The sequence below is a fragment of the Pandoraea sp. XY-2 genome (genome assembly GCF_004193915.1).
Taxonomy (GTDB): Bacteria; Pseudomonadota; Gammaproteobacteria; order Burkholderiales; family Burkholderiaceae; genus Pandoraea; species Pandoraea cepalis.
Genome location: NZ_CP030849.1, coordinates 2,688,770 through 2,711,433, shown reverse-complemented (window position 1 = coordinate 2,711,433; position 22,664 = coordinate 2,688,770). Strand labels below are relative to the sequence as shown.

The window sequence follows — 22,664 nt, the reverse complement described above, 5'->3', positions numbered from 1 at the left end:
GCATCAACACGCGTCCGGACGTACGGGTTGCACGAAGTGTGCAGGTGAGAAGCACCATGCCACGGCTGTGCAGGCACGGCAAGTGCGCCGCGCAGGCGCCTCACAGGGGTGTTGTTTCGCGGGGCTCGTCGTCAGAGTCGTCGGATGATGCGCTGGGCCACCTTGTACGGCGCAGCGGTGGGCTCAGCGCGCCGGGCGCCGTCGTCGTGCCGTGTCGGCGTGACCCCGGCGGGCGAAGGCTCGCATGCCCGTCATCGACGTGGCGGTTGCCTGCGACGGGCGGCGAAGCGGTGTGCGATGCGCGCGGGGCGAGGAGGGCGCGGATGGCGAGCGTCGGCGTTGGGACCTTGTTGTTGTTGACTTCTCCGGTAACGGCGCCGTGCGGGCTGTTGGGGCGCATCGACATGGCGCTTGCCGTCGATACGCCCGAGTCGGCCATCGTGACCACCGTGATGGTGCTGATTTTCGGTCGCGGTGCACGACGTTCATGCGCAGTGCGAATGTCCTCGCGCTGCGCGGCGCTATGGCCGATCGAGAAGATGAGGCCGATGAGACCGTAGAGCACGTCGAGCACCGCAAAGACATGAGCGTCTTCCACCAGACTCGGAGAATCTTCGTCAGGCGCGAGCTGCGTGGCGTTCAGGGCGTTGGCGCCGTCGTCCCATCGCGTCGCGTTGTCGCGGCCATGGCCGTGCGCCGAGCCGTCGCCCATCCATGCAAGGTAGTAGAACGTGGCCGTGAGCGCGAACCAGATGAGCCGGGGCGGGGCAGAGCGAAGCATGCCACGGACATCGCGGACGAACGCCTCCAGGCTTGCGGGTGCTTCCCGGTCGTCGGGCTCACGTCGCGCGGTCTCGATCAGCAATTCGGCCAGATTGTCCTGCGCGAGGATTTGCAGGCTGGCGTTATGCCGACTCGTGCCCAACTGGTGGATGATCGGCAACAGCGTCGATCCTGGGATGGGCGCCAGTGGAATTTCCAGCGCGGCGTGGAGGGTGTCGCCGAATCGCCGGGTGAAAATCCCCGGAAACCAGCGCGACACGCCGCGTTCGATGCCGTATCGGGCCCCGTTGCGCAGCACTCCGTAACAAAACACGAAGCCGAGCACTTGTGCAAAGGCTGCCCGATAAGGGGTCGAGAGGATCGCGCTCAGTCCTTCCAGGTCAGGCGCCGGCGTCGTGCGCGCGATCCGGTTGCGGTACTGCCGCTGGGTCACGTTGAAGCCCGCCATGCCGAGCAGATTGATCAGCACGATCGCCAGTGCGGCCACCGGCGGCCAGAGCGTGGCTTGGGAACGGGTGGGATCGGTCGTCTCCGTCAACAACGAGGCGAGCGTCGAGCCGACGGCGAACGGCAGCGCGTCGCGCAGGGTGCCGATGCAGAAAGTGCGCCAGGAGAACGCCGGTCGCTGCTCGCGCAAGAGCGCTTCCAGACGATCGCTCACGTTGTCAACGTCGAACCCATGGAGGGCAAGCGTTCGGGCCTGGCGATGCAGATGCGTGTGCAAGGTGTCGTGCCACGGCTGCGTCGCCATGTCGCCGGGCGCTGGCAGGCCCTCAGGCCAAGGAGGCGCAAGCGGCGTGAGTGGGGTGCGCCATCCGTTGGTGACGGCGGGCGGACCCAACGCATTCAGGGCCGGCAAGGCAACCTCCTGCCATAGCGCATCGAAGATACGTAGCGCGCGGCTTGCGCCCGGTCCCGCGTACATGTCGATCGTGAAGGTGGGGGCGTCGACTGTCGACGGCCGAGTCGGGGCGGGGGGGCCGAGGACGTCCGAAGTGCGGGGCGTGGTGCGAACTCCGCAGGCTCTCTGAGCGCGCCTGGTCTCAGGCACGCGTACGTCCGTGTCATGGGCGCGGTCGGCGACCCGGCCGCGAGGCTGTCCTGCGCGGCAGCTTGCTGGGCGCGCGCGAAATCCTCCTCCAGCGGGGTGACGGGCTCGCGTCGCTCGGCGTCGGTCACTTCGGTGGTTGCGAGCGGGGTATCGGACGCAAGAAGGATGGTTGGAAGGCACGAGAAGCAGTTGCGGAGCATGGCGTCGTGGGCAGGACTAGGCTGGCGGCGAGTTGCCGGGCCTCAGGCAGGAAGGGACGAAATGAAGCGGGCGATGCTACGCCCGTCTGCCCTTGACGGCCACGCCTGAACAGTCGTTTGAAGTCGTTCATTCGCGAAGTTGCGTAGCGGCTTCAGGCCAGTCCGCGATGCGTGATCGGGCATTGACCAGCCTTTGCGTCACACGTTACGCATCGGGCACGACCATGACCCCGGCACGAAGTCCGTTCGCGACATCGGGATTGGGAAACACGATGCGCTCCTCCGGATGCGAAACCGTATAGGTGGTCTCGCCGTCGCGCGCCAGCACAGTGCCGGCGACGTAGGGCGTGAAGTTCGGTGTGTCGGCCGGAACGTCGAGCACGAATGCGTCCGTGCGGCGCACGATCTCGGCGGCCACGCGAAAGCGTCGGGCGCGCGGCACCTTGCCGTCGTCGCGCTTGCCCATCTGCGCGCCGCACAGCCAACGACGCAGGGCGGCGTTGATACCGGCAAATTCGTCAAGGCGGTTTTGCCCGAAAGGCGCGACTTTTCCCAGCTCGAGCGTGCAGCTCTCGGCGCCGAAGTTCGCACAGGTGTAATACGAGAACGTGACGGACGGCTGCTCGGTCAACATCACCGCTTCGATATCGGCCGCGGCAAGTGTCTCGATCCAGTCGTCGCTTGCTGGACGCTGCGGCGGGCTCGGTACCACCGCGAAACGGGGGAAGAGTGACGCGCGAATCGCCGTGTGCATGTCCACGTGCCGACGCAGGCGGCGTACGTCGCGCGTCTCGGCGAAGAACTGCGCCACGATCACTTCGAGTTCACGCGCGCGCTGCACGGCGGGCGACTCCGCACGCTTGGCGTGAGCGCCCTGGAACAGCCGGTTCAGGTCGTATTCGAGATAGCGCTTGCCGGCACGTACGGCGTCCGGGTTGCCAAGCACGACGAGCACACGCTCGCGCAACGTCAGGCGGCCGTCGGCAATGTCACGCAGAATGCCGTCAACGATCTCGATTGGGGCGGTTTCATCGCCGTGAATACCGCACGAGAGGATGGCGTCGAAGCGTTGACCGCCGGGCGCGTCGATCGTGCCGGTGACCTGACGCGCGTCGGCGGGTGTCAGTTCGAGCACCCCTTCAGCGTGGCGTTGCCAGCGTACGCCACAGGGCTCGATACCTTCGCTGGGGACACTGTCGTGCGATTCGCGCACGTCGCTTAGCCAGTGGCGCAGGGCCGAACGATTGGCGTCGGTCATCATGAAGGATCTCCAGAAATGCAGACTCGTATTTTATGCGCGTCGTTGGCCGGTTCGGTGTATCGCGTCGCGCATGCAGCGCAACGCCCTGTTCATGCGGATTTGCCGCTTCGCTCTGTGCGCTCGCATTGTTCCGGCGGTCGAATCCATGTCATCATGACCCGCATCGCACGCCGTTCCATCGAGCGTGGCCTTGGGGATTGCCGTTCATGACCGATCTGTACGTCGAAGGTGTCTGGCGCACTGCCAACGGGGCGCAATTCCGCGCGCTCGATCCCATGTCGGGCGATGTCGTGTGGCAGGGCCATGCGGCGGATGTGGCCGATGTCGACGCCGCCGTCCAGGCCGCGCGTCGTGTGCAGCGCGATTGGGCGCGTCGAAGTGTCGACGAGCGACTGGCCGTGTTGCAGCGCTTTGCGGCGATCGTGACCGCGCAAACCGAAACGCTTGCCGACGCCATCGGTCGAGAGACCGGCAAGCCCCTGTGGGAAGCGCGCACCGAAGTGGCGACGATGGCCGCGAAGGTCACGCATTCGGCAAAAGCCTACCAGGAGCGCACGGGCGAGCGACGCAGCGCCGTGGCGGACGGGCAGAGCGTCGTGCGCCATCGGGCGCATGGCGTGATGGCCGTTTTCGGACCGTACAATTTCCCCGGGCATCTCCCTAACGGGCATATCGTGCCGGCGCTACTCGCGGGCAACAGCGTCGTATTCAAGCCCAGCGAACTGGCGCCCGGCGTGGCCGAACGAACGATGCGGTGCTGGATAGAAGCGGGCCTGCCGCCAGGGGTATTGAACCTCGTGCAGGGCGGGCGCGAGACAGGGGCGGCGCTCGCCGCGCATGACGGTATCGACGGGCTGTGCTTCACCGGCAGTTCCGCCACGGGCCGCGCGCTGCATCGGCACTTCGCAGGGCGTCCCGGCAAGCTCCTCGCGCTCGAGATGGGCGGCAACAATCCGCTGATCGTCGATACGCCTGCCGATATCGACGCTGCCGTCCATGTGACGGTTCAATCCGCTTTCCTCTCGGCAGGGCAACGTTGCACCTGTGCCCGACGCTTGCTCGTGCCGCGGGGGCCGCACGGCGACGCGTTCATCGAACGGCTGGCGTGGGTGACGCAACACATCGTCGTCGGACGTTACGATGCCGATCCGCAGCCATTCATGGGCGCGGTCGTGTCGCTTCAGGCGGCGCGTCGCATGACGGCGGCTCAGGCCGACCTGATGACGCTTGGCGCCCGATTGATCCTTCCGCTCGCCCAGCCGGACGGTCGCTCGGCATTGCTCACGCCGGGGCTGATCGACGTCACGTCGCTGGCCGCGCGCGATGCGCTACCCGACGAAGAATATTTCGGCCCGTTGCTCCAGGTGCTGCGCTACGACACGTTCGACGAGGCCCTCGCGCTGGCGAATCGCACGCGCTATGGGCTGGCGGCCGGCCTGCTGTCCGACGATCCCGCGCGTTACGAACAGTTTCTCGCCGACATCCGCGCGGGTATCGTCAACTGGAACCGGCCGACGACGGGCGCGGCCGGGGCGGCGCCGTTCGGGGGATCGGCGAGTCCGGCAACCACCGTCCCAGCGCGTGGTACGCGGCCGATTATTGTGCTTACCCAATAGCGTCGATGGAGGCCCGCGGGTGATCCTGCCCGAGCACCTCAGTCCGGGCCTGGACTTTGCCGCGTGCTGATCTTTCTATCTCGACTTTTTTTCCGCTTTCCCAGGAATGGATATGACGCGTTTTGCCCTCGAAGCCAACTTCGATGGACTAGTGGGTCCCACGCATAATTATGCGGGGTTGTCTTTCGGCAACGTTGCCTCCGCAAACAACGCCAATCGCGTATCGAATCCGCGCGAGGCAGCGCTGCAAGGGCTTGCCAAGATGAAGGCGTTGGCCGATCTGGGCTACGCCCAGGGCGTCTTGCCGCCGCAAGAGCGTCCGTCGGTTGCCTTGTTGCGCACGCTTGGCTTCTCGGGCGACGACCGGGCGGTCATACGCGAGGCGGCTCGCACGGCGCCCGAGGTGCTCGGTGCGGCAAGTTCGGCCGCGAGCATGTGGACGGCCAACGCCGCCACCGTCAGCCCCTCGGCGGACACGGCTGACGGCCGGGTGCATTTCACGGCGGCCAATTTGTGCAGCAAGTTGCATCGCGCGTTCGAGCACGACACGACGTCACGCGTGCTGCGTACTGCGTTCCCGGACGAAGCCCGCTTTGCTCACCATGACGCCTTGCCGGGCTGGCCGTCCTTGGGCGACGAGGGCGCGGCGAACCATACGCGGCTGTGCGGAGCCTACGGGGAGCGCGGGGTCGAGTTCTTCGTCTACGGACGAGACGATCTGGCGAACGCGCCAGCACCGCGCCGGTTCCCTGCACGCCAGACGCTGCAGGCGAGTCAGGCGATTGCCCGTCTGCACGGGCTGGCGTCTGACGACGTGGTGTTCGCACAGCAGCATCCCGACGCCATCGACGCCGGCGTCTTCCATAACGATGTGATTGCCGTGGGCAATGGCAACGTGCTGTTCTGCCATGCCCGTGCGTTCGTCGATCAGGCGGCGGTGCTTGCGACGCTTCGCGAGCGGCTGGCGGCCCGGGGCACCTCGCTGGAGGTGGTGGAGGTCGGCACGGACGACGTCTCGATCGAGGACACCGTCGGCAGCTATCTTTTCAACAGCCAGTTACTTGCGCGTGCACCCGCCGCGGGCGGCGGGATGTCGCTGGTGGTGCCGCAGGAGTGCCGTGAGCGTCCGGCCGTGTGGCGCTTTCTCGAATCGCTGGTGGCCAGTGGCGGTCCGATTCGCGAGTTGCACGTGTTCGACTTGCGCGAGAGCATGCGCAACGGCGGCGGGCCGGCGTGCCTGCGTCTGCGTGTGGTGCTGACCGACGACGAGCGCAAGGCTACCCACCCAGGGCTCTGGATCGACGATGCACGATACGCCACGCTCACCGAATGGGTGAAGCGCCACTATCGTGACCGGCTGGCCGTGGGCGATCTTGCCGACCCAGCCTTGCTCGACGAGAGCCGCAGCGCCCTCGACGACCTCACGCAATTGCTCGATCTGGGCAGTCTGTATTCATTTCAACGCGGCGCGTAAGCGCCATCGGGAGTCGACGCGATGACGACGATCATTGGTTTGTCCGGCAGCCTGCGCAAAGGCTCATTCAACACGGCGCTGCTGGCGGCGGCGAAGGCGGTGGCGCCGGCCGGCGTCACGCTGGACATCCGCACATTGCATGGCATTCCGCTATATGACGGCGACGTGGAAGAAAGCGAGGGCATTCCCACCGCCGTCGCCACGCTGAAGGACGCCATCGCACAAGCCGACGGCTTGTTGCTCGCAACCCCGGAGTACAACAACGGCATGCCGGGCGTGTTCAAGAATGCGCTCGACTGGCTATCGCGGCCACCTGCCGATAGTGCGAGAGTGTTCCGCGACAAGCCCGTGGCGATCATGGGGGCATCACCCGGCGGCTTCGGCACGATTCTGAGCCAGAACGCATGGATGCCGGTGCTGCGCACGCTGCAGACCACGCCCTGGTGGCAGGGGCGCCTGATGGTGTCGCACGCGAACAAGATCATCGATGCCGACGGGAATCTCCAGGACGACGCCGTTCGTCAGCAACTGACCGCGTTCGTCACGGGATTCGTCGAATTTCTCGAGTGCAGAGCGGGTATGAATGGGTAATTACTGATATAAATCAATTGGTTGCATTAATTTTCTCGCGTGATGGATGCGATGATGGGGCGTGCGGAACCTTGTCCAATCGCCAATGACGAACCGATAAGCGATGCGACTCACGGATTGTTCGGCGATGCACTATGCTGGATGCAACGTATCAGCCGATGCGTCGAACGCGTCCTTTCGTCAGCCGGGGGTGCAACCATGCAAATCGAGTTTCCGGATCACCGTCCCGTATTCAACTATGAAGATCTGACGATTGAGTTCGCGGTTGTCGTCAATGGTCGGCCGATCGATTGCGCCGTGTCGGCCGAAGCCCTGGAAGATCATTTCGGTGCCTACTCGGCACGCGCGGACGATTTGTTGCACGCCTTCGAACACGGGCGAACGGATATTCATGCGCTCACGCGTGAATATCTGACGATGGGGCTTTCGGGCCCCGTATTGTTACGCAGCGGGCACTTTCGCTGGGTACGCGAAGCCAGGCGGCAAGCCGCCCGGCGTTGAGCGACGCACATCGTCGTGCACCTCCGACGTTCCGCCAAGGGAAGACTTTTCTTTGCCGACTTGATTCGTGTCAAACCCGTGAATGTTTCGTCATACGACGCAATAGGCGAGCCGCAAGGATCGGCGTAAGCTGACGTTGCTGCTTGAGCGGTTACGTCAGCGGCACCCTCGTCGATCACGATCAGGAGTCGCTATGGGTTCGGAATTTCGCGTCGTCATCGCCTCGATCGCGGCCTTCATGACGCTGGCCGGCGCGTTCGCCACCATCCACGGTTTGCTCTACGACCAAACGCACGTCATGAAGGGCGGCGTGGTGACGGTGCTGTTCGGTATTCTGTTTATCGTGGCGATGCTCACGCCTTGGCCGAGCGACGACGAGCGCGATTCCAAGGATACCCAGCGCAAGCCCTGAGTCGGGCTAACCGTTTGGTTCACCGCGTTCTACACTGCTAAGTGAGGGACGCCGTCGAAGTCAGCCGAAAGTCGTGCAGCCCTGGCCGGGCAAGCCCCGGATCGGGCCGATTTCCCCGCATGAAACGCTTCGCAACGCGCGTGGTCTCGTTGCGAGGTGCCATATGTGTTCCGATACCCGCGTCGTGATTGCCTCCATCGCCGCATTCGTGACGCTCGGAGGCATATTCGCCACCATTCATGGTCTGCTGTTCAACCTGCCGGAGGTGTCGCGCTACGGCGTGGCCGCGGTTTTGGCGGGGGCGACGTGCACGGCCACGATGCTTATTCCCTGGGGGTCGCGCGACGAGTCGTGACGTGACGCGTCGTCAGACGCGTCCACGCGGGCATTTCAGCCCGCCGGTTTGGCCAGGCGTGCCCGCAGGCAAAGGAAGGCGGGCGCTTGCGAGAGTTCGCGGTAAAGTCTTGGGTCGACGGTGGCCATCTCCGGCAGCGGCAGCGGTTCGACCATGCGCTCGAGTTGCCAGCCGGCGTCTGCCGCGGCATTCAGAATGGCCGCGAGCGGTCGCCGGTATGACTCCACATAGGGCTTCGGCTCCCCGAAGCCGCTCCAGTACATGCCAAATCGCGTGACGTCGAAGTAGGAGCGGTTGCGCCGGGTGCGCTCGTCAAGCCAGTCGCGCATCGGATGCCCCATCGACCAGACGAGCGTCGCGCCGGGCTTGGCAACCCGCGCGAACTCGCGAAACGTCGGTCCGAGGTCTTCCACGTAATCGAGCGCGAGGGCGCTGACGATGGCGTCGAAGCGATGGTCGGCCAGCGAGGAGAACGGCGCGCCCAGGTCCTGCACGTCGAACGTCGCCGCCAGTCCTTCGCAGCGCTTTCTCGCCAGCGCGATCATCTCCGGTGTGACGTCGATGCCGTGCACGCTCGCCCCTTGTTCGGCGAGCCACACACTGTTGATACCCGGGCCGCAGCCGGCATCGAGAACATGCAGGCCGCCGACGTTGCCGAGCAGGTGGCGCGTGGCAGGGCGCTCGTAAAGGGCGTTATGCGGTTTGGTCACGGCAATCTCGGCGTAGCGCTCGGCGAAACCTGCGTAAGCGGTGCGTCCGATCGACGTGGGATCGGCTGAGGACATGCGCGACTCCAGGGGGAAGCATGAATGGGGGGCGATTGTAACGCCAAAGCACGGACGGTCTTGCCGGTGCTGTGGGACAATAGCGGTCTTCGCCGCCGCGCCTGCGCGTATCCCGCGCCCGCCCGGCATCGTGCGACAGCCGTGATTTCGCGACACCATTTCCAAGCATGCCCCCATCCAGCGCTTCTCTCTCGCCGTCTGACACTTCGACCCTTGCCCTCGCCGAGACGATCGACGTGGCCGTGATCGGGGCGGGCCCCGCGGGTCTGATGGTGGCCGAGGTGCTGTCGGCGGCGGGGTGGCGCGTCGATGTGTACGACGCCATGCCGTCGGTCGGGCGCAAGTTCCTCATGGCCGGCAAGGGCGGTATGAATCTCACGCACAGCGAGCCTGCGGAGCCGTTCGTGGCCCGGTACGGCAAACGTGCGGTCGCAGTGGCACAGTGGTTGCGCCGGTTCAGCGCGGACGATGTGCGCTCATGGGCCCATCGGCTGGGCATCGATACCTTTGTCGGCAGTTCCGGTCGCGTTTTTCCCGTCGACATGAAAGCGGCACCGCTGTTGCGGGCATGGCTTACCCGGTTGCGCGCGGCGGGGGTGCGGCTCCATGTGCGGCATCGCTGGCTGGGCTGGGACGCCCGGGCGTCGGCCGGTCCGGACGATTTACGGTTCGCCACACCCGGGGGCGAGCGCCGCGTGCGGGCGAGGGCCGTGGTGCTGACGCTGGGCGGCGCGAGCTGGCCGCAACTGGGCTCTGACGCCGCCTGGGTGACGTGGCTACGCGATCACGGCGTGGCGGTCGCACCGCTGTTGCCGGCCAATGCGGGCTTCGAGACGGACTGGACGCCGCACATGCGCGAGCGGTTCGCGGGCCATCCGGTGAAGTCGGTCACGATGACCTTGCGTGACGGCACGACGCGCAAAGGCGAGTTCGTCGTCTCGGCGCAGGGTATCGAAGGCAGTCTGGTGTATGCGTTGTGCGCCCCTATTCGCGATGCGATTCGTGCCGAGGGCAGCACGCAGGTCTATCTGGATCTGTTGCCGGACTGGGGTCTCGAGCGTGTCGTCGAGGAAGTGGGCCGGCCACGAGGCTCGCGCTCGATGGCGAGCCATCTGCAGAGTCGCCTGGGGCTTGCGGGCGTGAAGTCGGCGTTGCTGCGCGAGTGTCTGCCGCGTGAGGCGTTCGACGACCCGGCGGCACTGGCCGCCGGCATCAAGCGTTTGCCATTGACGCTGTTGCGAACGCGCCCGATTGCCGAGGTCATCAGCAGTGCCGGGGGTGTCGCGCTGGAAGCGCTGGACGCGCGGTTGATGGTCAAGACATTGCCCGGCGTGTTTTGCGCTGGGGAGATGCTCGATTGGGAAGCGCCCACCGGCGGCTATCTGCTCACGGCGTGCTTTGCGAGCGCTTGCGTAGCGGGCGACGGCGCCACTGCCTATCTTCAGGCCCAGCGCTGATATCGCGCGAGCCCGGTGGCGGGGTGGCCGCCGGGCGTGGTCTACGTCAACCGAACGTCAGCCGAGATCGCTGACCCTCAAGCCGGACGAACGCCGAGACGCCACAGCGAGGTCACTTCGGCGGCGCGCGCCGCATGCAGCGGATCGTTCGCGTCGCTGGCCTTGGGATGATGCGGGCGCACGTCGTGACGCGCGAGCACCACCAGGCCAGCGCCGTGAATCCACGAGAGCAAGGTCTCGCGCGTGCGCAAGCCCAGATGTTCCGCCAAGTCGGACAGTACCAGCCAGCCTTCGCCGCCAGGACTCAGGTGGGCGGCGAGGCCGTTCAGAAAGCCCTTGAGCATCTGACTGTCCGGATCGTAGATCGCATGCTCGATGGGTGCGTTTGCCTTGGCCGGCACCCACGGCGGGTTGCAGACGATCAGCGGTGCGCGGCCCTCGGGAAACAGGTCGGCATCGACGATCTTCACGGCGCGGTCGAAACCAAGCCGCGAAATGTTCTCGCGGGCACACGCCAGGGCGCGCGCATCGCGCTCCGTACCGACGACCTGCTGCACGCCGCGACGGGCAAGCACTGCGGCAATCACGCCGGTGCCCGTGCCAATGTCGAACGCCAGCGTCTTGGCGGGCAGCGGCGCCTGGTCGATCAGTTGGAGATACTCGCCACGTACAGGGGAATACACGCCGTACCAAGGGTGAATCGACGCGGCCAACGCGGCAATCGGCACACCCTTCTTGCGCCATTCATGGGCCCCGATCAAGCCGAGGATTTCGCGCAGCGATGCCACCGAGGGGGTGGCGTCCGGCGCGCCCCAAGCTTCGGCGCACGCCTCGCGAACGTCCGGCGCGCGACGCAACGGAATGCCATAGTCAGCTTCCAGCGGTATCAGCACCATGCCAAGAATGCGAGCACGCTGCGCTTGCGCCATCCGATACTTGTGGAAGGCGTCGGCCGGACTGGCGACCACCGCCTCGCCCTTGGCCGAAGGCTTGCGACGCGCACGATGCGGCGGACGATCCACCCGCCTCGCCATCGCCTGCAGCAACTGACGCGCATTCTGGTAGTCGCCTCGGTACAGCAACGCCGTTCCGCCACAGGCAAGATGATAGGCCTCGTCTGCCGTCACGGTGTCGTCAACGACTTCCACTCGGCGCGGTGGCGTTACGCCAGCTTCGGAACGCCAGCGTGCAGTCACGGGGCGACCGTCTTCGGTCCAGGCTAGCGTCGGGGTAGTGTTCATGCGATGTCTTATGAATAGCGTGGCGGCGCACGGAAGCTTGGGCGGGGCACCCCCCCTCTGACGGGGAACCTGTCTCTGTCGGGAGATCAACTTCTGTCGGGAAGCCCGCCCCAGACGGACCGGAGCCCCTTTCCGCCTCTCAAACATAAACCCAACTCGCTGCAGAAAGGGGCTCCGGTCCGTCTTCTTCACTTCCCTCAGGATGCGCCGGAAGCCCGCATTATGCCTGCGTTGTCTCCCCTCCGACCGGAATCAGTGCCGCCCGGTTGCCGCCAACATGCCGCTCAGCCCGCCTTTTTCGCATCGCCGAACAACACGCCAATGGCCGCGCGCAAAGCCTCGTCCAACCCCGGATCTATGCCCGCTGCCAACGCCGACGGCATCGCCGGCCCCAACCCACCATGCCGAATCGCCGCCGCCATCCGCGTGAGCACCGCCGCCCCCGGATTGACCTGCGCGTCATGCGCCCCCGCCCGGGGAACGATGTCCGTAATGGCATTGGCCACCCGCTCCAAGGCCATGAGCGCCGGCCACCAGCGCGCCGCCCGACGACTCACCATCGGCGGTTCGGACAACGCCCGCTGTAACGCAATACGCGCGTCGTCGAGCGCTTTGTATGCCACCCGCCGAGCACCAAACGCTGCATCGACATCTTGCGTGTCGGCAAGCGCCGCATATCGACCCAGCGCATCGAGTGCATTGGCAACGCGCTCGTCGAGTTGATGCCGCTCCCACTTGGCCCAGGGTAAATACCCCACGAGCAACACGATCGCGCACGCCGCCACGGCATCGATGAACCGCGCAAATGCAATGCCCTGACTGCCCGGCTGCAATGCGCCCATCACCAACATCAGGATCGGGAGCAACAAGGCGCTGAATAACCCGTAATTGCGCCGCAACGCCCACGGCAGACACGCCGCCAGCGGGACAAGCACGGCAAGACTGACCCACCCGTTCCGGTCGATGGCAACGACGGCCGCCGAGACGGCAACGCCGACGATACTGCCCAGTCCACTCTGCAACGCGCGGGCGAACACGGAGCCATAGTTCGGCTTGAAGATGACCACGACGATGAGCGGCACCCAGTAAGACCGCGGCAGCGCCGTGAGCGCAATGAAGATCTGCGCGGCCAGCACGCACAAGCCAATTCGCAGCAAGTACCGCCATACGTCGGGCCACGGCCACTTCGGTATCCATTGCCGTCCGGGCGTGGCACGCGCCCGATGGCGCGCCAAGGCAATCAGGGGTGCTTCGGCTGCACGCACAGTGCCAGTGAGTAACGGCTCGGCGCGATGCAACGCCGCCGCGAGCGCCGGCGCATGGTTGTCTTTCGCCATCGCCACCGTCGCCGCCATGTCGAGCTGCCCATCGCGCGCAATGCGCCGGGCAATACCGTACAACGCGCGTCCGAGTGGTGCGGGAAGCGGCCTGCCGCCCTGTGCAAGGCCGATGACGGCCGAGGTGATGGGCTCGGCCGCCAGAATCTGGGCGGCCCTGCGCTCAAGCACTTCCCACCCGCCCGCTGTGCTCGCACGCGCGCTCAACAGCGTGTCGTAGGCCGCAGCAATGGCGTTCTCGAGCGAGCGGCGCGCGAGCCTGACGCGCGGCGTACCGCTCGCGTCGAGCACGTTGGCCAGTTGCTGGTAGACGGCGGCGACGGCGTCGCGCTCGGCGGCGCCCGGGTGCCGCAGCCAGTGAACGGCCATGAGCAGCACGCTGAAGACCCCGCCCGCCGCAAGCAACAGCGGTGCGCGCCATTCGGGCGGCGCAAGGGCCAGGCCCCAGCCGACGATCAGGTAGACGGCGCCCTGCAAGGTCGCCGCCGACGCGACGTTGCCGAACGTGCCGATGAAGCTGAGCAGCAGGATCGCCGCTTGCAGCAGCCCATGCGCGGCCCACGGGTGCGACATGCCGAGATCGTGGATGAGCATGCCGGTGTAGAAGCCCATGACGCCGGTAGCGACGGTCAGCAATATGGAGCGCGCCCGCGTGCGATAGGGGCCGGTTCGGTCGCCGACGATGGCGGGCAGCGCGCCGAGCGCGATGAGCGAGGCCTCTGCGCCATGACCGATGGCCGCGCCGATGGCGGTGGGCACGGCAACGGAGAGCGCCGCATGCACCGCGTCCCATCGGGAGAATGCCACCGGTTCGAGTCGCACCAGCCGCGACAGCCAGGCAACGCGGCGGCCGGGCTCTGGCGTCGTGGGCATGTGCGAACGATCCGTCGTCGTCAGGATGCCTGCCGCGATGCGTCGGCATCGGGCAGTGGCATGAGCTTGCCCTGACCACGGATCCAGGCGTAATCGGCGCGCTCGGCCATCTCTTTGTCGCCACGGCTGTCGCCATAGACGAACAGCACGCGTGGCGGCGACGCCGCCCACCAGGCTTCGAGACGCCGCACTTTTTCCGGTCCCCAGCAATTCGGCTCGGCAAATTGGCCGGAGAAACGACCGAGTTCGTCATACGCCAGCTCGGTAGTGAGAACGGCGTCGAAACCGACCGAGGTGGCCCATAGGCGCAAGTACAAGCCGGGTGAGGCGCTAACCAGCACGATGCGGTGCCCCATCGCCCGGTGCTGTCGCAAACGCGCGAGCATCTCGGGACGAAGCAGGCGGGGCAAATGTTGCGTGATGAACCGCTTGGCATCGTACTCGAGCTGAGCCCGTGTGCGTGCACCCAGCGACGCACGCAGGAACGCGGCCTTAGCGGTGCCCCGGTCGACCACACGCAGCGCCGCGCCGATCAGCCATGGCGAAGCGAGCAGGGCGCCAGCCACGAAGCGCGGCGTGCCGACCGTCTCGCGCACGAAGATGCGAAGACTGTCGGTAGTGGAAAGGGTGCCGTCGAAATCGAAGGCGGCGACGATCGAGGTGTCTCGCATCCGAGGTCAGCGCGCGCTGGAGCACGGCGCGGCAGTCGCCGCCGCCGATGCTGCGCCGCGTGAGTCGGCGAAGGCGACCAGATGCGGCCAGCGTTCGCGCGCCTGCCGGTTGGCAACGATCGCTTGTTCGTCGCGATAGAACGGCAGCACATCGACGCCGACGACCTCGCGCAACCGATCGATATCCGACGGATAACGATGCTCGATCGTCGCGTCGGCGGTTTGCGGGTTGGGCGTGACAGTTGTCATGGGCAACGTGACCTTGGCGGATGAGGGTTCGGTCTGGCGCATGCAAGGCATTGTATAGGTGCCTCGAAGGCAGGGCAATTTCGCAGCCGGCCGGTCAGCCGGTGCACCGGGCCTTCAGTGACCGAAGCCCAAGGTTCGCTTGATTCCTTTTACTCAGGCAGGCTAGCATGGTGCATCTACCGCTGTCAGACACGCATGCTGTGCAGTTCCTCAGGACACCGGCAACCTTCGGATTGCCGGACAACGACGTGGTGAGACGTCGCGTCCTTCGGGCCAGCCTCATGTGAGAGCGGCAATAATGCAGCACAAGAACAGATGAGGCATCGCATATGCAGCTTCGAGCGTCTTGGTCGCGTTACAAAAAGATCTATGCCATCTGTCTGCTAGCTGCCACAGCGATGGACCTTGCGGGCACGCGGCTGGCGATAGCGGCACCGGCGGAAAGCCGGGCTGCAAAGGCGCCGATGGCGCAGCCGACAGGCGCCGTCACCGTGCTGGGCGCAGCGTCGGGCGCCGCGGCGTCGCCCGACCCGTCAGGTACCACCGTGGCGCTCACCGCGGCATCGGCCGCTACCCGCCAGCGCACCGTCACGTTTGCCCAGTTGGGCCAGACCGATGGCCTGCGATTGCGGGGCACCGAAGGATCGGGCGACGTCAACTTCGGAATCCGACTCGATCAGACGGTCGCCTCTGCACTGTTGCGGCTGCGCTACACCTATTCGCCCGCACTGATTCCCGATCTCTCGCAACTCAAGATATATCTGAACGACGAGCTGGTTGCCACGCTGCCGTTCAACAAGCAGGACGGCGGCAAGAACCTCGTGCGCGAGATTGCACTCGACCCCCGCTTGCTCTCGGGCTTCAACCGCGTGCGGCTGGTGCTGATCGGGCATTACACGATGGAGTGCGAGGATCCGATGCACTCCAGTCTATGGGCGGATATCAGTCCGCAGAGCGAGATCGTCACGAGCACGCAGGCGCTCACGCTGCGCAATGATCTGGCCTTGCTGCCCGCGCCGTTCTTCGACCGTCACGACAACCGCGACCAGACCCTTCCGTTCGTCTTCGGTGCGCCGCCGTCGCTCGCCGTGGTGCATGCCGCCGGGGTGGTCGCGACGTGGGCGGGCGCCATCGGCGACTATCGTCGTACGCGTTTCCCGGTCAGCGTGAAGACGTTGCCGTCGAAGCACGCCGTCGTGTTCGTCACGAACGACACGATGCTCCCGGGACTCGATTTGCCGAAGGTCGATGCCCCGACACTGCGCATGATGTCGAATCCGGACGATCCGTCGCTCAAATTGCTGGTTCTGCAGGGACGCGACGCCAAGGATCTGGAGACGGCCGCGCTCGCGCTCGTCTCGGGACGCGCCGCATTGTCGGGCGACGCCATGCGCATCGACGCGCTCACGCCGATGCCACCGCGCGCGGCGTACGATGCGCCGCGCTGGGTGCGCACCGACCGCCCCGTGAAGTTCGGCGAACTGGTCGACAATCCGAGCGACTTGCAAGCGAGCGGCTACATGCCGTGGCCGATTCGCCTCCGGCTCAATCTTCCCGCCGATCTGCTCACGTGGCAGAACACGGGCGTGCCGATGGACCTGAAGTATCGCTACACGCCGCCGGCGAAGCCCGACGATTCGTCGATGAGCGTGTCGATCAACGATCAGTTCGTGCGCGCCTATCGTCTTCGCGCCTCGGGGGCCAGTATCGACAAGAGCCACATGCTCGTGGAGTTGCTCTCGGACGGCACCCTGGCCGATCGCAAGGAAGTGCGCATCCCGCGTTCCAGGTGGCGTCGCGCAATTCGCTGTCGTTTCAGTTCGCGATGGAACCGCACAAGGACGGGATGTGCAGTCAGTCGATCACCCACGCGGCACGTTCGGCCATCGATGCCGATTCGACCATCGATTTCAGCGGCCTGCCGCACTACGCCGAGATGCCGAACCTGAGTTTCTTCGTCGGCAGCGGATTCCCCTTCACGAAGTACGCCGATCTTGCGCAGACGGCCGTCGTGATGTCAAAGACGCCGGACACGGCAGAGCTGGAAACCGTCTTCTCGACGCTCGGCCAGTTCGGCCGGTCGACCGGTGTCTATGCCGATCGCTTCGAGGTGCTCGACACAACGCAGACCGACCGCTTCAAGGATCGCGACCTCTTGATGGTTGGCGGCAAGGAGGTGGCCGACCTTCTGGTCAAGTGGGGCAAGAATCTGCCGCTGATCATCGACCAGACGCGTCGGGTCATGACGGCTCAGCCACAGGCCTCCCAGGGCGACGGGGTGATAGGCTCGGCGCTCGCGGCAAGCCCTGTCGGGCCGGCGCGCATGGATGCCTTGTCCAAGGGGCCGCTCGCCGCACTCATCGGCTTCGAGTCGCCGGTGACCCGCTCGCGCTCGGTGGTCGCGATCAATGCGTCGAGCGACGATGCCTTGCTCGGCGTGGTCAATGCCATCGACGACAACGCCCGACGGGCGGAGATCCATGGCGATCTGGCGGTGTTCAGCGGCGAGCGGGCCGATTCGTTCCGCCTTGGCCAGCGCTACTTCGTGGGCGATGTGAGCTGGTGGACCCGCATTCGCTTTCACCTTTCAAGTCATCCAATTCTGGTGGGGCTGGTCGCACTGCTTGCGGCGTTCGCCATTGCGCTCAAGTGCTTCGGTTGGTTGCAGCGGCGTGCTGCGCGTCGTCTGGAGCAGTAAATGACCCGCGCCGACGCTTCGGGCCGACGCCGTCGTGTCGTGCTGCGTGCGTTCGCCGCATGCGGTGCGTTGCCGGTGCTCGGCGGATTGACACGCATTGCGCACAGCGCACCGGCGAATGCTGCGTCCGCGCCGACCGCGACCGGGCGAACGTGTGCCCCGGTCGACTGGCCTGACTGGGCACGCTTCAAGGCGGCTTTCATGAGCGACGACGGGCGCGTGATCGATCGCAGCATGGAGGATCAGCGCACGGTGTCGGAAGGCCAGGCCTACGCGCTGACCTTCGCGCTGATGGCCAACGATCGCGCCACGTTCGACAAGGTGCTCGACTGGACCGTCAACAATCTGGCGAAGGGCGATTTGACCGCTCACCTGCCCGCATGGCTCTGGGGCAAGAAGGACGACGGGCAATGGGGCGTGCTCGACCGCAACCCGGCGAGCGACGCCGATATGTGGATCGCCTACGCGCTGGGCGAGGCAGGGCGATTGTGGAACGTGCGGCGGTATACCGCGCTGGGGGCCCTCGTTGCACGCCGCATTGTGTCGGAGGAGACGGATGTCGTGCCCGGTCTCGGGCGCACGCTGTTGCCGGCGCCGGTCGGCTTTCATCCTGCGAAGGATCTGTGGCGGCTCAATCCTAGCTATGTGCCGATGCAAGTGGTGCGCTATCTGGCTGGGCGCTTTCCCGAGAGCGGCTGGGCCCAACTGATCCCGTCATCGCTCAAGCAAATCACGCTGACGGCGCCACCGCTGGGATTCGCCCCGGAATGGGCGATGTACCGTGCGGGCCGCGGTTTCGAGATCGATCCGGACACGAAGGGAGAGGGCAGCTACAACGCAATTCGTGTCTATCTATGGGCCGGCATGCTCGCGCCCGGCAGTGATGACTTTCACGCATTGATGCACACCTTCGGGGCATGCTGAAGTTTGTCGCGGCACACGGTGCGCCGCCCGAACGGGTCAACACGCGCGACGGCACGGCCGGTCAATCCGGCGGGTCCGGTTTTTCGGCGGCCCTTGTGCCGCTGCTTCAGGCGGTGGGCGATACCGCGCAAGCGCAGGCGCAAGTGACGCGTGCGCGCGCGCTCGAGGCGCAATCGGCGCCCGGCTACTACAGCTCGGTGCTCTCGTTGTTCGGTCTCGGCTGGCGCGATGGGCGCTTCCGTTTCGCCGCCGACGGCATGTTGCAGGTGCCATGGGAGGCGACTTGCGCAACACGGTGATTCGCTCCGCGTGTCTGACCTGCGTGCTGATGGCCGCCGGTGTTGTCCCCGCGCGCGCCGCGACCAGCCCGGGCGAGGGCGGCAAGCCGGATGTCGTGGCCGCCAATCGCGATGTGAGCCGTCTGCTCGCGAGTGCCACGCTCTGGCACGCCCCATCGCAACGATCTTGCTCGCGCCGCGCTGGAAAAGGCGCTGCTCGTGCAACCGGAGCAACCTGACGTGCTGTCGCTGCTCGGCCAGATCGAGATTGAAGAGAATCACCCACAGCAAGCAAACAAGGCCTTGCAGACGTTGCAGGCGCGCTATCCGAACGCGCCCGCCACCAAAGCGCTGGCCGACGTGATTCGCGTGAACACCGTCGACAGATCCCGCATGGCGCGCGCGCGACTGCTCCAGCGCAGCGGACAGGCCGACGCGGCCTTCGCGCAATACCAGGCCCTCTTTCCCGACGGTCCGCCCAGTGGCGATCTTGGCGTCGAGTACTACCGGGCACAAGCCAATGCCACCCACGGCTGGCCCGCGGCGCAACGAGGGCTGGCAGCACTTGCGAAGGACTCGCCTGGCGATTCGCGCGCGTCGCAATCGCTCGCCGAGTTGATGATCGACCGTCCGGCGAGTCGTTTGGCGGGCACGCGCATGGTGGCGGCACTCGCCGCGCGTCCGGACGCCGACCTGAACGCCTTGCTGCCGCTCTGGCAGAAAGGACTGTCGCGGGCGGACGGCGATCTGGCCTGGCTGCCCCTCTATCAGCGCTATCTCGCGCTCTCGCCGAACGATACCGAGATCCGCGCGGCGTACGACAAGCTCAATGCACAACAGGCTGCCCGAACGCGCATGCTCAACGACCCCGCGTATCAGGCGAGGCAGGCTGGCATCAAGGCGCTCGATGAGGGGCGGCTGAGCGACGCGCAGACGTCGCTCGACGCGGCGCGCGCCAAGCGTCCCAACGACGGCGAATTGCTCGGCGCGCTGGGCTGCTCAAGATGCGTCAAGGCGATCACAAGGCGGCACAGGCGCTGTTTTCGCAGGCGCTGCGCAAGGATCCGGGAAACGCGAACAAGTGGCGTGGGTTGCTCCAGACGTCGCGCTTCTGGGGCGCGATGAGCGAGGCGCGCGAGGCGCGCGACGCCGGTCATCTGGCCGAGGCCGACCGGCTCGCGCGCAGCGCCCTGGCCAGCGACCCGCGCAATCCCGACGGTCTGGCATTGTTGGGCGAGATTGCGCTCGACGACAAGCGCGACGACGATGCCGAGCGGCTCTTCCAGCAGGCGCTGACGATCGAACCGGATAACGACACGGCGTTGCGTGGCCTGATTACCTTGTATTCGCGTCAGCAGCGCCGTGCCGAACTGGCGACCCTGCTCGGCGATCTGCGGAGACGCTTCCCGCAGGATAAAGCGCGCTTCGACAAGGCCGAGGCCGCCGCCTTGTCAAACGATGCCGAGCGCGCGATTGCACAGGGTCACAACGGTCCGGCGCTCGCGGCCCTGGAGCGCGCCGTCGCGCTTGACGCGGGCAATGCCTGGACCCGCTACGCGCTGGCAAGTCTCTACCGGAAGCTGCGCTTGCCGCAGCTCGGGCGCGACGTGATGGCCGAAGGCCTGCGCCAACCGCTCCCACCCGACGACCGCGCGCAGATGTTGTACGCACAGGCGCTCTACTTGAACGTCATCGACGACGAAGCCGGGGCTCGCGCCGCGCTCGCGCAGATCCCAGCCACGAACGTCACGCCGTCGATCCGGCGCCTGCAGACAACGCTTGCGATTCGCGACACAGCGCGTCTGGCACGGGAGGCGCACGCGGCAGGCGACGATGCGCAGAGCGAGCGACGCTATGCCGATGCCTTGGCAATGGCCGGGGACGACCCGGAACTGATCGGTGAAGTCGCGCGCGCCCGCATGGCCGCGGGACAGCCCGAGCCGGGGCTGGCGCTCATGCGCAACTGGCTCGCGGCACACGCGGACAAGCCGCAGCCCGATGCACAACTGCGCTACGCGGAATTGCTCGACACGGCGCAACGCGATGCGGAACTCGGCACGTTCCTGGCGACCATCGATCCAGCCACACTCGGAGCGGATCAGCGTGCCGAACGGCAGGATTTGCAGGATCATCTCGCCCTGCGCGAGGCCGACCGTGCGCGGGCACTGGGCGACTTCACGACCGCGCGCGCGAAGCTCGATCCATTGCTCTCGCGTGACCCGCCCGACCAACGCGCGCTGTCGACGCTCGGCGATCTGTACTTCGACGAGCGCCGCTTCGACGACGCGCGCAAGATCGCGCAAGCGCAGCTTCGCCGGGATCCGAACGATCAGGACGCGCGCCTGTCGCTCGTGCGCGTGCTCTACGAGATGCAGGACGACGCGGCGGCCAACCGCGAACTCGATCGCGCACTGGCCGAGGCGCCGCCCGACGACGTTTGGACACAGCTCGCCGCTGTGCGACGGCTCACGGCCATGCAGCGCTTCGACGAGGCCATCGCACTCAACGACACGCTGCGCACGCAATTCCCCGATACGCCCGCCGTGACCGTGCAGCGCGGGCGCATCGCACAGTCGCAGCGTCATTACCAAGAGGCGAAGGGATGGTACGACCAGGCGCGCAAGGAGGAAATCGTACAGGGCGCACTACCGGGCTACGACGGCATGACGTCGGCCGAGTCGGCCATCGACTCGCTGGAAGCGCGCCGTAACAGCTATGTCGCGGCGGGTTACGAAATCGACGAGAAGAAGGGCGACGGCGGCATCTCGATGTTCAACGCCCGCGCCGTACCGGTGTACGGCCAGTACGCGGTTGGTTACGACGGCCACGTGTTTGCCCAGACGGATTACGTCAGTGCGGACTCCGGCGACTTGCCGCTCAATGGCACCTCGGAGTTCGGCACATTGCCGCTGCTCAATGTGCCGGCGTTCCGGGCCGCCAATCCTGGCGTGCAAGGCGACTACGGCACGAAACGTCAGAAGGCGCACGGGCAGGCGCTCATGCTCGGCTATCAGAACGACTGGATTCGGGCAGACATCGGCCATACGCCGGTGGGCTTTCCCATTTCCTATGTGACAGGTGGTGTGCGTCTGTTCGGCAACGTCGGCCGCTACGACTACTGGGTCGACGCGTCGCGCCGACCAATGACGGGCAGCATGGTGTCATACGCCGGAGCGTCCCTGCCGTTGCCCGAAATCTTCGGCGATGGCAAATGGGGCGGTGTGCGGCGAGATGCGCTCACGTTCCACGCGTCGCGCGACTTCCTGAGGTGGGGTATTTTTGGCGAAGCGAGCGTGGCGCGACTGACCGGGGAGAATGTACTCAACAACTCGGAGGTATCAGCGCGCGCCGGTGTCGACCTGCCGCTCATCTACCGGCGCGACATGCGCATGAACACCGGCCTCACAGTGTTCTTCGACAGCTTTGCGCAGAACGAGCGGTTCTACACTTATGGCCATGGCGGGTATTACAGCCCGCAAACCTATGTGTCGCTGACGCTGCCGCTGGAATGGTACGGCCGCATGCAACGCTGGTCGTATTACCTGCGCGGGTCGGTGTCCGTCTCGCAAAGTCAGGAGAAAGCGATGCCGTACTTCCCGACGGACGGTGCGCTGCAAGCGGCCAGCGGCAACTTGACGTACGGCTCGGGCGGTGGCTTCGGCGTGGGGTTCTCGCTTCTCGGGCGTGCCGAATACTGGGTCAACCGCCATTGGGTGATTGGCGCTCAGGCGCAGTTCGAGCGTTCGGACTATTACGCGCCGAATCGCTTCCTCGTCTACCTGCGCTATCACTTCGACGCCCGCCGTGGTGATGTGCCGATGCCGCCGTCGCCGGTACGCCCGATCTGGAGTTACTGACCCATGCGCGCTCTCGTCGCTTTTGCCTTTGCCGCCGTTGTGTCCGACAT

Annotated in this window: 17 protein-coding genes and 2 pseudogenes; 12 read left to right on the top strand and 7 right to left on the bottom strand. The window is 66.0% G+C overall.

The genetic code is table 11. The annotated features are described in order from the left end of the window. Positions 1 to 100: 100 nt before the first annotated feature. Entirely contained in the window at positions 101 to 1,642 is a 1,542-nt protein-coding gene (locus DRB87_RS12290; protein ID WP_130026096.1) for a hypothetical protein, read from the bottom strand. 597 nt (positions 1,643 to 2,239) lie between these two features. Further along, positions 2,240 to 3,295, bottom strand: a complete 1,056-nt coding sequence (gene astE, locus DRB87_RS12285) for a succinylglutamate desuccinylase (RefSeq protein ID WP_130026095.1) — start codon at positions 3,293 to 3,295, stop codon at positions 2,240 to 2,242. A 206-nt stretch (positions 3,296 to 3,501) separates the two neighbouring features. On the opposite strand from astE, the pseudogene astD reads away from it, so the two are divergent. The 6 genes and pseudogenes from astD to DRB87_RS12255 all read left to right on the top strand — a co-directional run bounded on the left by astD (position 3,502) and on the right by DRB87_RS12255 (position 8,244). Further along, positions 3,502 to 4,981: pseudogene (astD, locus tag DRB87_RS12280) on the top strand (succinylglutamate-semialdehyde dehydrogenase). Between the two features lie 42 nt (positions 4,982 to 5,023). Beyond that, a complete protein-coding gene (gene astB / locus DRB87_RS12275) occupies positions 5,024 to 6,385 on the top strand; it encodes an N-succinylarginine dihydrolase (protein WP_130026094.1) in 1,362 nt (453 codons plus the stop codon). 21 nt (positions 6,386 to 6,406) lie between these two features. Then, positions 6,407 to 6,976 (top strand): NADPH-dependent FMN reductase, encoded by a 570-nt coding sequence (locus DRB87_RS12270; RefSeq protein ID WP_130026093.1) that lies wholly within the window; start codon positions 6,407 to 6,409, stop codon positions 6,974 to 6,976. Positions 6,977 to 7,018: 42 nt separating this feature from the next. Beyond that, positions 7,019 to 7,477, top strand: coding sequence for a DUF1488 domain-containing protein (locus tag DRB87_RS12265; protein WP_240755969.1), 459 nt, complete (start codon positions 7,019 to 7,021; stop codon positions 7,475 to 7,477). A gap of 193 nt (positions 7,478 to 7,670) precedes the next feature. Continuing rightward, positions 7,671 to 7,889, top strand: a complete 219-nt coding sequence (locus tag DRB87_RS12260; RefSeq protein ID WP_017232226.1) for a DUF2964 family protein — start codon at positions 7,671 to 7,673, stop codon at positions 7,887 to 7,889. Positions 7,890 to 8,052: 163 nt separating this feature from the next. Next, the gene (locus DRB87_RS12255; protein ID WP_130026092.1) at positions 8,053 to 8,244 is read left to right on the top strand and encodes a DUF2964 family protein; all 192 of its coding nucleotides are present in this window, start codon (positions 8,053 to 8,055) and stop codon (positions 8,242 to 8,244) included. 35 nt (positions 8,245 to 8,279) lie between these two features. Here DRB87_RS12255 and DRB87_RS12250 read toward each other — a convergent pair whose 3' ends face one another. After that, positions 8,280 to 9,029 (bottom strand): class I SAM-dependent methyltransferase, encoded by a 750-nt coding sequence (locus DRB87_RS12250; protein WP_130026091.1) that lies wholly within the window; start codon positions 9,027 to 9,029, stop codon positions 8,280 to 8,282. Positions 9,030 to 9,196: 167 nt separating this feature from the next. Here DRB87_RS12250 and DRB87_RS12245 point away from each other — a divergent pair, with 167 nt between their 5' ends. Continuing rightward, entirely contained in the window at positions 9,197 to 10,486 is a 1,290-nt protein-coding gene (locus tag DRB87_RS12245) for a TIGR03862 family flavoprotein (protein WP_370363089.1), read from the top strand. A 77-nt stretch (positions 10,487 to 10,563) separates the two neighbouring features. Here DRB87_RS12245 and DRB87_RS12240 read toward each other — a convergent pair whose 3' ends face one another. The 4 genes from DRB87_RS12240 to DRB87_RS12225 all read right to left on the bottom strand — a co-directional run bounded on the left by DRB87_RS12240 (position 10,564) and on the right by DRB87_RS12225 (position 14,899). Beyond that, positions 10,564 to 11,727, bottom strand: coding sequence for a class I SAM-dependent methyltransferase (locus DRB87_RS12240; protein ID WP_130026090.1), 1,164 nt, complete (start codon positions 11,725 to 11,727; stop codon positions 10,564 to 10,566). Between the two features lie 284 nt (positions 11,728 to 12,011). Next, entirely contained in the window at positions 12,012 to 13,937 is a 1,926-nt protein-coding gene (locus tag DRB87_RS12235; RefSeq protein WP_130026089.1) for an FUSC family protein, read from the bottom strand. A gap of 20 nt (positions 13,938 to 13,957) precedes the next feature. Then, positions 13,958 to 14,608 (bottom strand): HAD-IB family hydrolase, encoded by a 651-nt coding sequence (locus tag DRB87_RS12230; protein WP_130026088.1) that lies wholly within the window; start codon positions 14,606 to 14,608, stop codon positions 13,958 to 13,960. A gap of 6 nt (positions 14,609 to 14,614) precedes the next feature. Next, positions 14,615 to 14,899 (bottom strand): hypothetical protein, encoded by a 285-nt coding sequence (locus DRB87_RS12225; RefSeq protein WP_130026087.1) that lies wholly within the window; start codon positions 14,897 to 14,899, stop codon positions 14,615 to 14,617. A 422-nt stretch (positions 14,900 to 15,321) separates the two neighbouring features. Here DRB87_RS12225 and DRB87_RS23610 point away from each other — a divergent pair, with 422 nt between their 5' ends. The 5 genes and pseudogenes from DRB87_RS23610 (at position 15,322) to DRB87_RS12205 (ending at position 22,614) form a co-directional block, all read left to right on the top strand. Continuing rightward, positions 15,322 to 16,806, top strand: a complete 1,485-nt coding sequence (locus DRB87_RS23610) for a cellulose biosynthesis cyclic di-GMP-binding regulatory protein BcsB (protein ID WP_370363088.1) — start codon at positions 15,322 to 15,324, stop codon at positions 16,804 to 16,806. Further along, complete coding sequence (locus DRB87_RS23055) at positions 16,704 to 17,555, top strand: cellulose biosynthesis cyclic di-GMP-binding regulatory protein BcsB (protein ID WP_370363087.1); 852 nt, start codon at positions 16,704 to 16,706, stop codon at positions 17,553 to 17,555. The genes DRB87_RS23610 and DRB87_RS23055 overlap by 103 nt, the downstream gene beginning before the upstream one ends. Next, positions 17,556 to 18,778 (top strand): annotated as a pseudogene (bcsZ, locus tag DRB87_RS12215) (cellulose synthase complex periplasmic endoglucanase BcsZ). Between the two features lie 132 nt (positions 18,779 to 18,910). Next, entirely contained in the window at positions 18,911 to 19,882 is a 972-nt protein-coding gene (locus DRB87_RS23605; RefSeq protein WP_130026086.1) for a tetratricopeptide repeat protein, read from the top strand. Next, entirely contained in the window at positions 19,795 to 22,614 is a 2,820-nt protein-coding gene (locus DRB87_RS12205) for a cellulose synthase subunit BcsC-related outer membrane protein (RefSeq protein ID WP_370363974.1), read from the top strand. Before DRB87_RS23605 ends, DRB87_RS12205 begins: the two co-directional genes overlap by 88 nt. Positions 22,615 to 22,664: the final 50 nt, after the last annotated feature.

What these genes read in the sequence shown, in the direction of transcription:
- astE (WP_130026095.1), bottom strand. Translation starts at nt 3,295, where the DNA reads ATGATGACCGACGCCAATCGTTCGGCCCTGCGCCACTGGCTAAGCGAC.
- astB (WP_130026094.1), top strand. Translation starts at nt 5,024, where the DNA reads ATGACGCGTTTTGCCCTCGAAGCCAACTTCGATGGACTAGTGGGTCCC.
- DRB87_RS12270 (WP_130026093.1), top strand. Translation starts at nt 6,407, where the DNA reads ATGACGACGATCATTGGTTTGTCCGGCAGCCTGCGCAAAGGCTCATTC.
- DRB87_RS12265 (WP_240755969.1), top strand. Translation starts at nt 7,019, where the DNA reads ATGGATGCGATGATGGGGCGTGCGGAACCTTGTCCAATCGCCAATGAC.
- DRB87_RS12260 (WP_017232226.1), top strand. Translation starts at nt 7,671, where the DNA reads ATGGGTTCGGAATTTCGCGTCGTCATCGCCTCGATCGCGGCCTTCATG.
- DRB87_RS12255 (WP_130026092.1), top strand. Translation starts at nt 8,053, where the DNA reads ATGTGTTCCGATACCCGCGTCGTGATTGCCTCCATCGCCGCATTCGTG.
- DRB87_RS12250 (WP_130026091.1), bottom strand. Translation starts at nt 9,029, where the DNA reads ATGTCCTCAGCCGATCCCACGTCGATCGGACGCACCGCTTACGCAGGT.
- DRB87_RS12245 (WP_370363089.1), top strand. Translation starts at nt 9,197, where the DNA reads ATGCCCCCATCCAGCGCTTCTCTCTCGCCGTCTGACACTTCGACCCTT.
- DRB87_RS12240 (WP_130026090.1), bottom strand. Translation starts at nt 11,727, where the DNA reads ATGAACACTACCCCGACGCTAGCCTGGACCGAAGACGGTCGCCCCGTG.
- DRB87_RS12235 (WP_130026089.1), bottom strand. Translation starts at nt 13,937, where the DNA reads ATGCCCACGACGCCAGAGCCCGGCCGCCGCGTTGCCTGGCTGTCGCGG.
- DRB87_RS12230 (WP_130026088.1), bottom strand. Translation starts at nt 14,608, where the DNA reads ATGCGAGACACCTCGATCGTCGCCGCCTTCGATTTCGACGGCACCCTT.
- DRB87_RS12225 (WP_130026087.1), bottom strand. Translation starts at nt 14,899, where the DNA reads ATGCGCCAGACCGAACCCTCATCCGCCAAGGTCACGTTGCCCATGACA.
- DRB87_RS23610 (WP_370363088.1), top strand. Translation starts at nt 15,322, where the DNA reads ATGGCGCAGCCGACAGGCGCCGTCACCGTGCTGGGCGCAGCGTCGGGC.
- DRB87_RS23055 (WP_370363087.1), top strand. Translation starts at nt 16,704, where the DNA reads ATGTGCAGTCAGTCGATCACCCACGCGGCACGTTCGGCCATCGATGCC.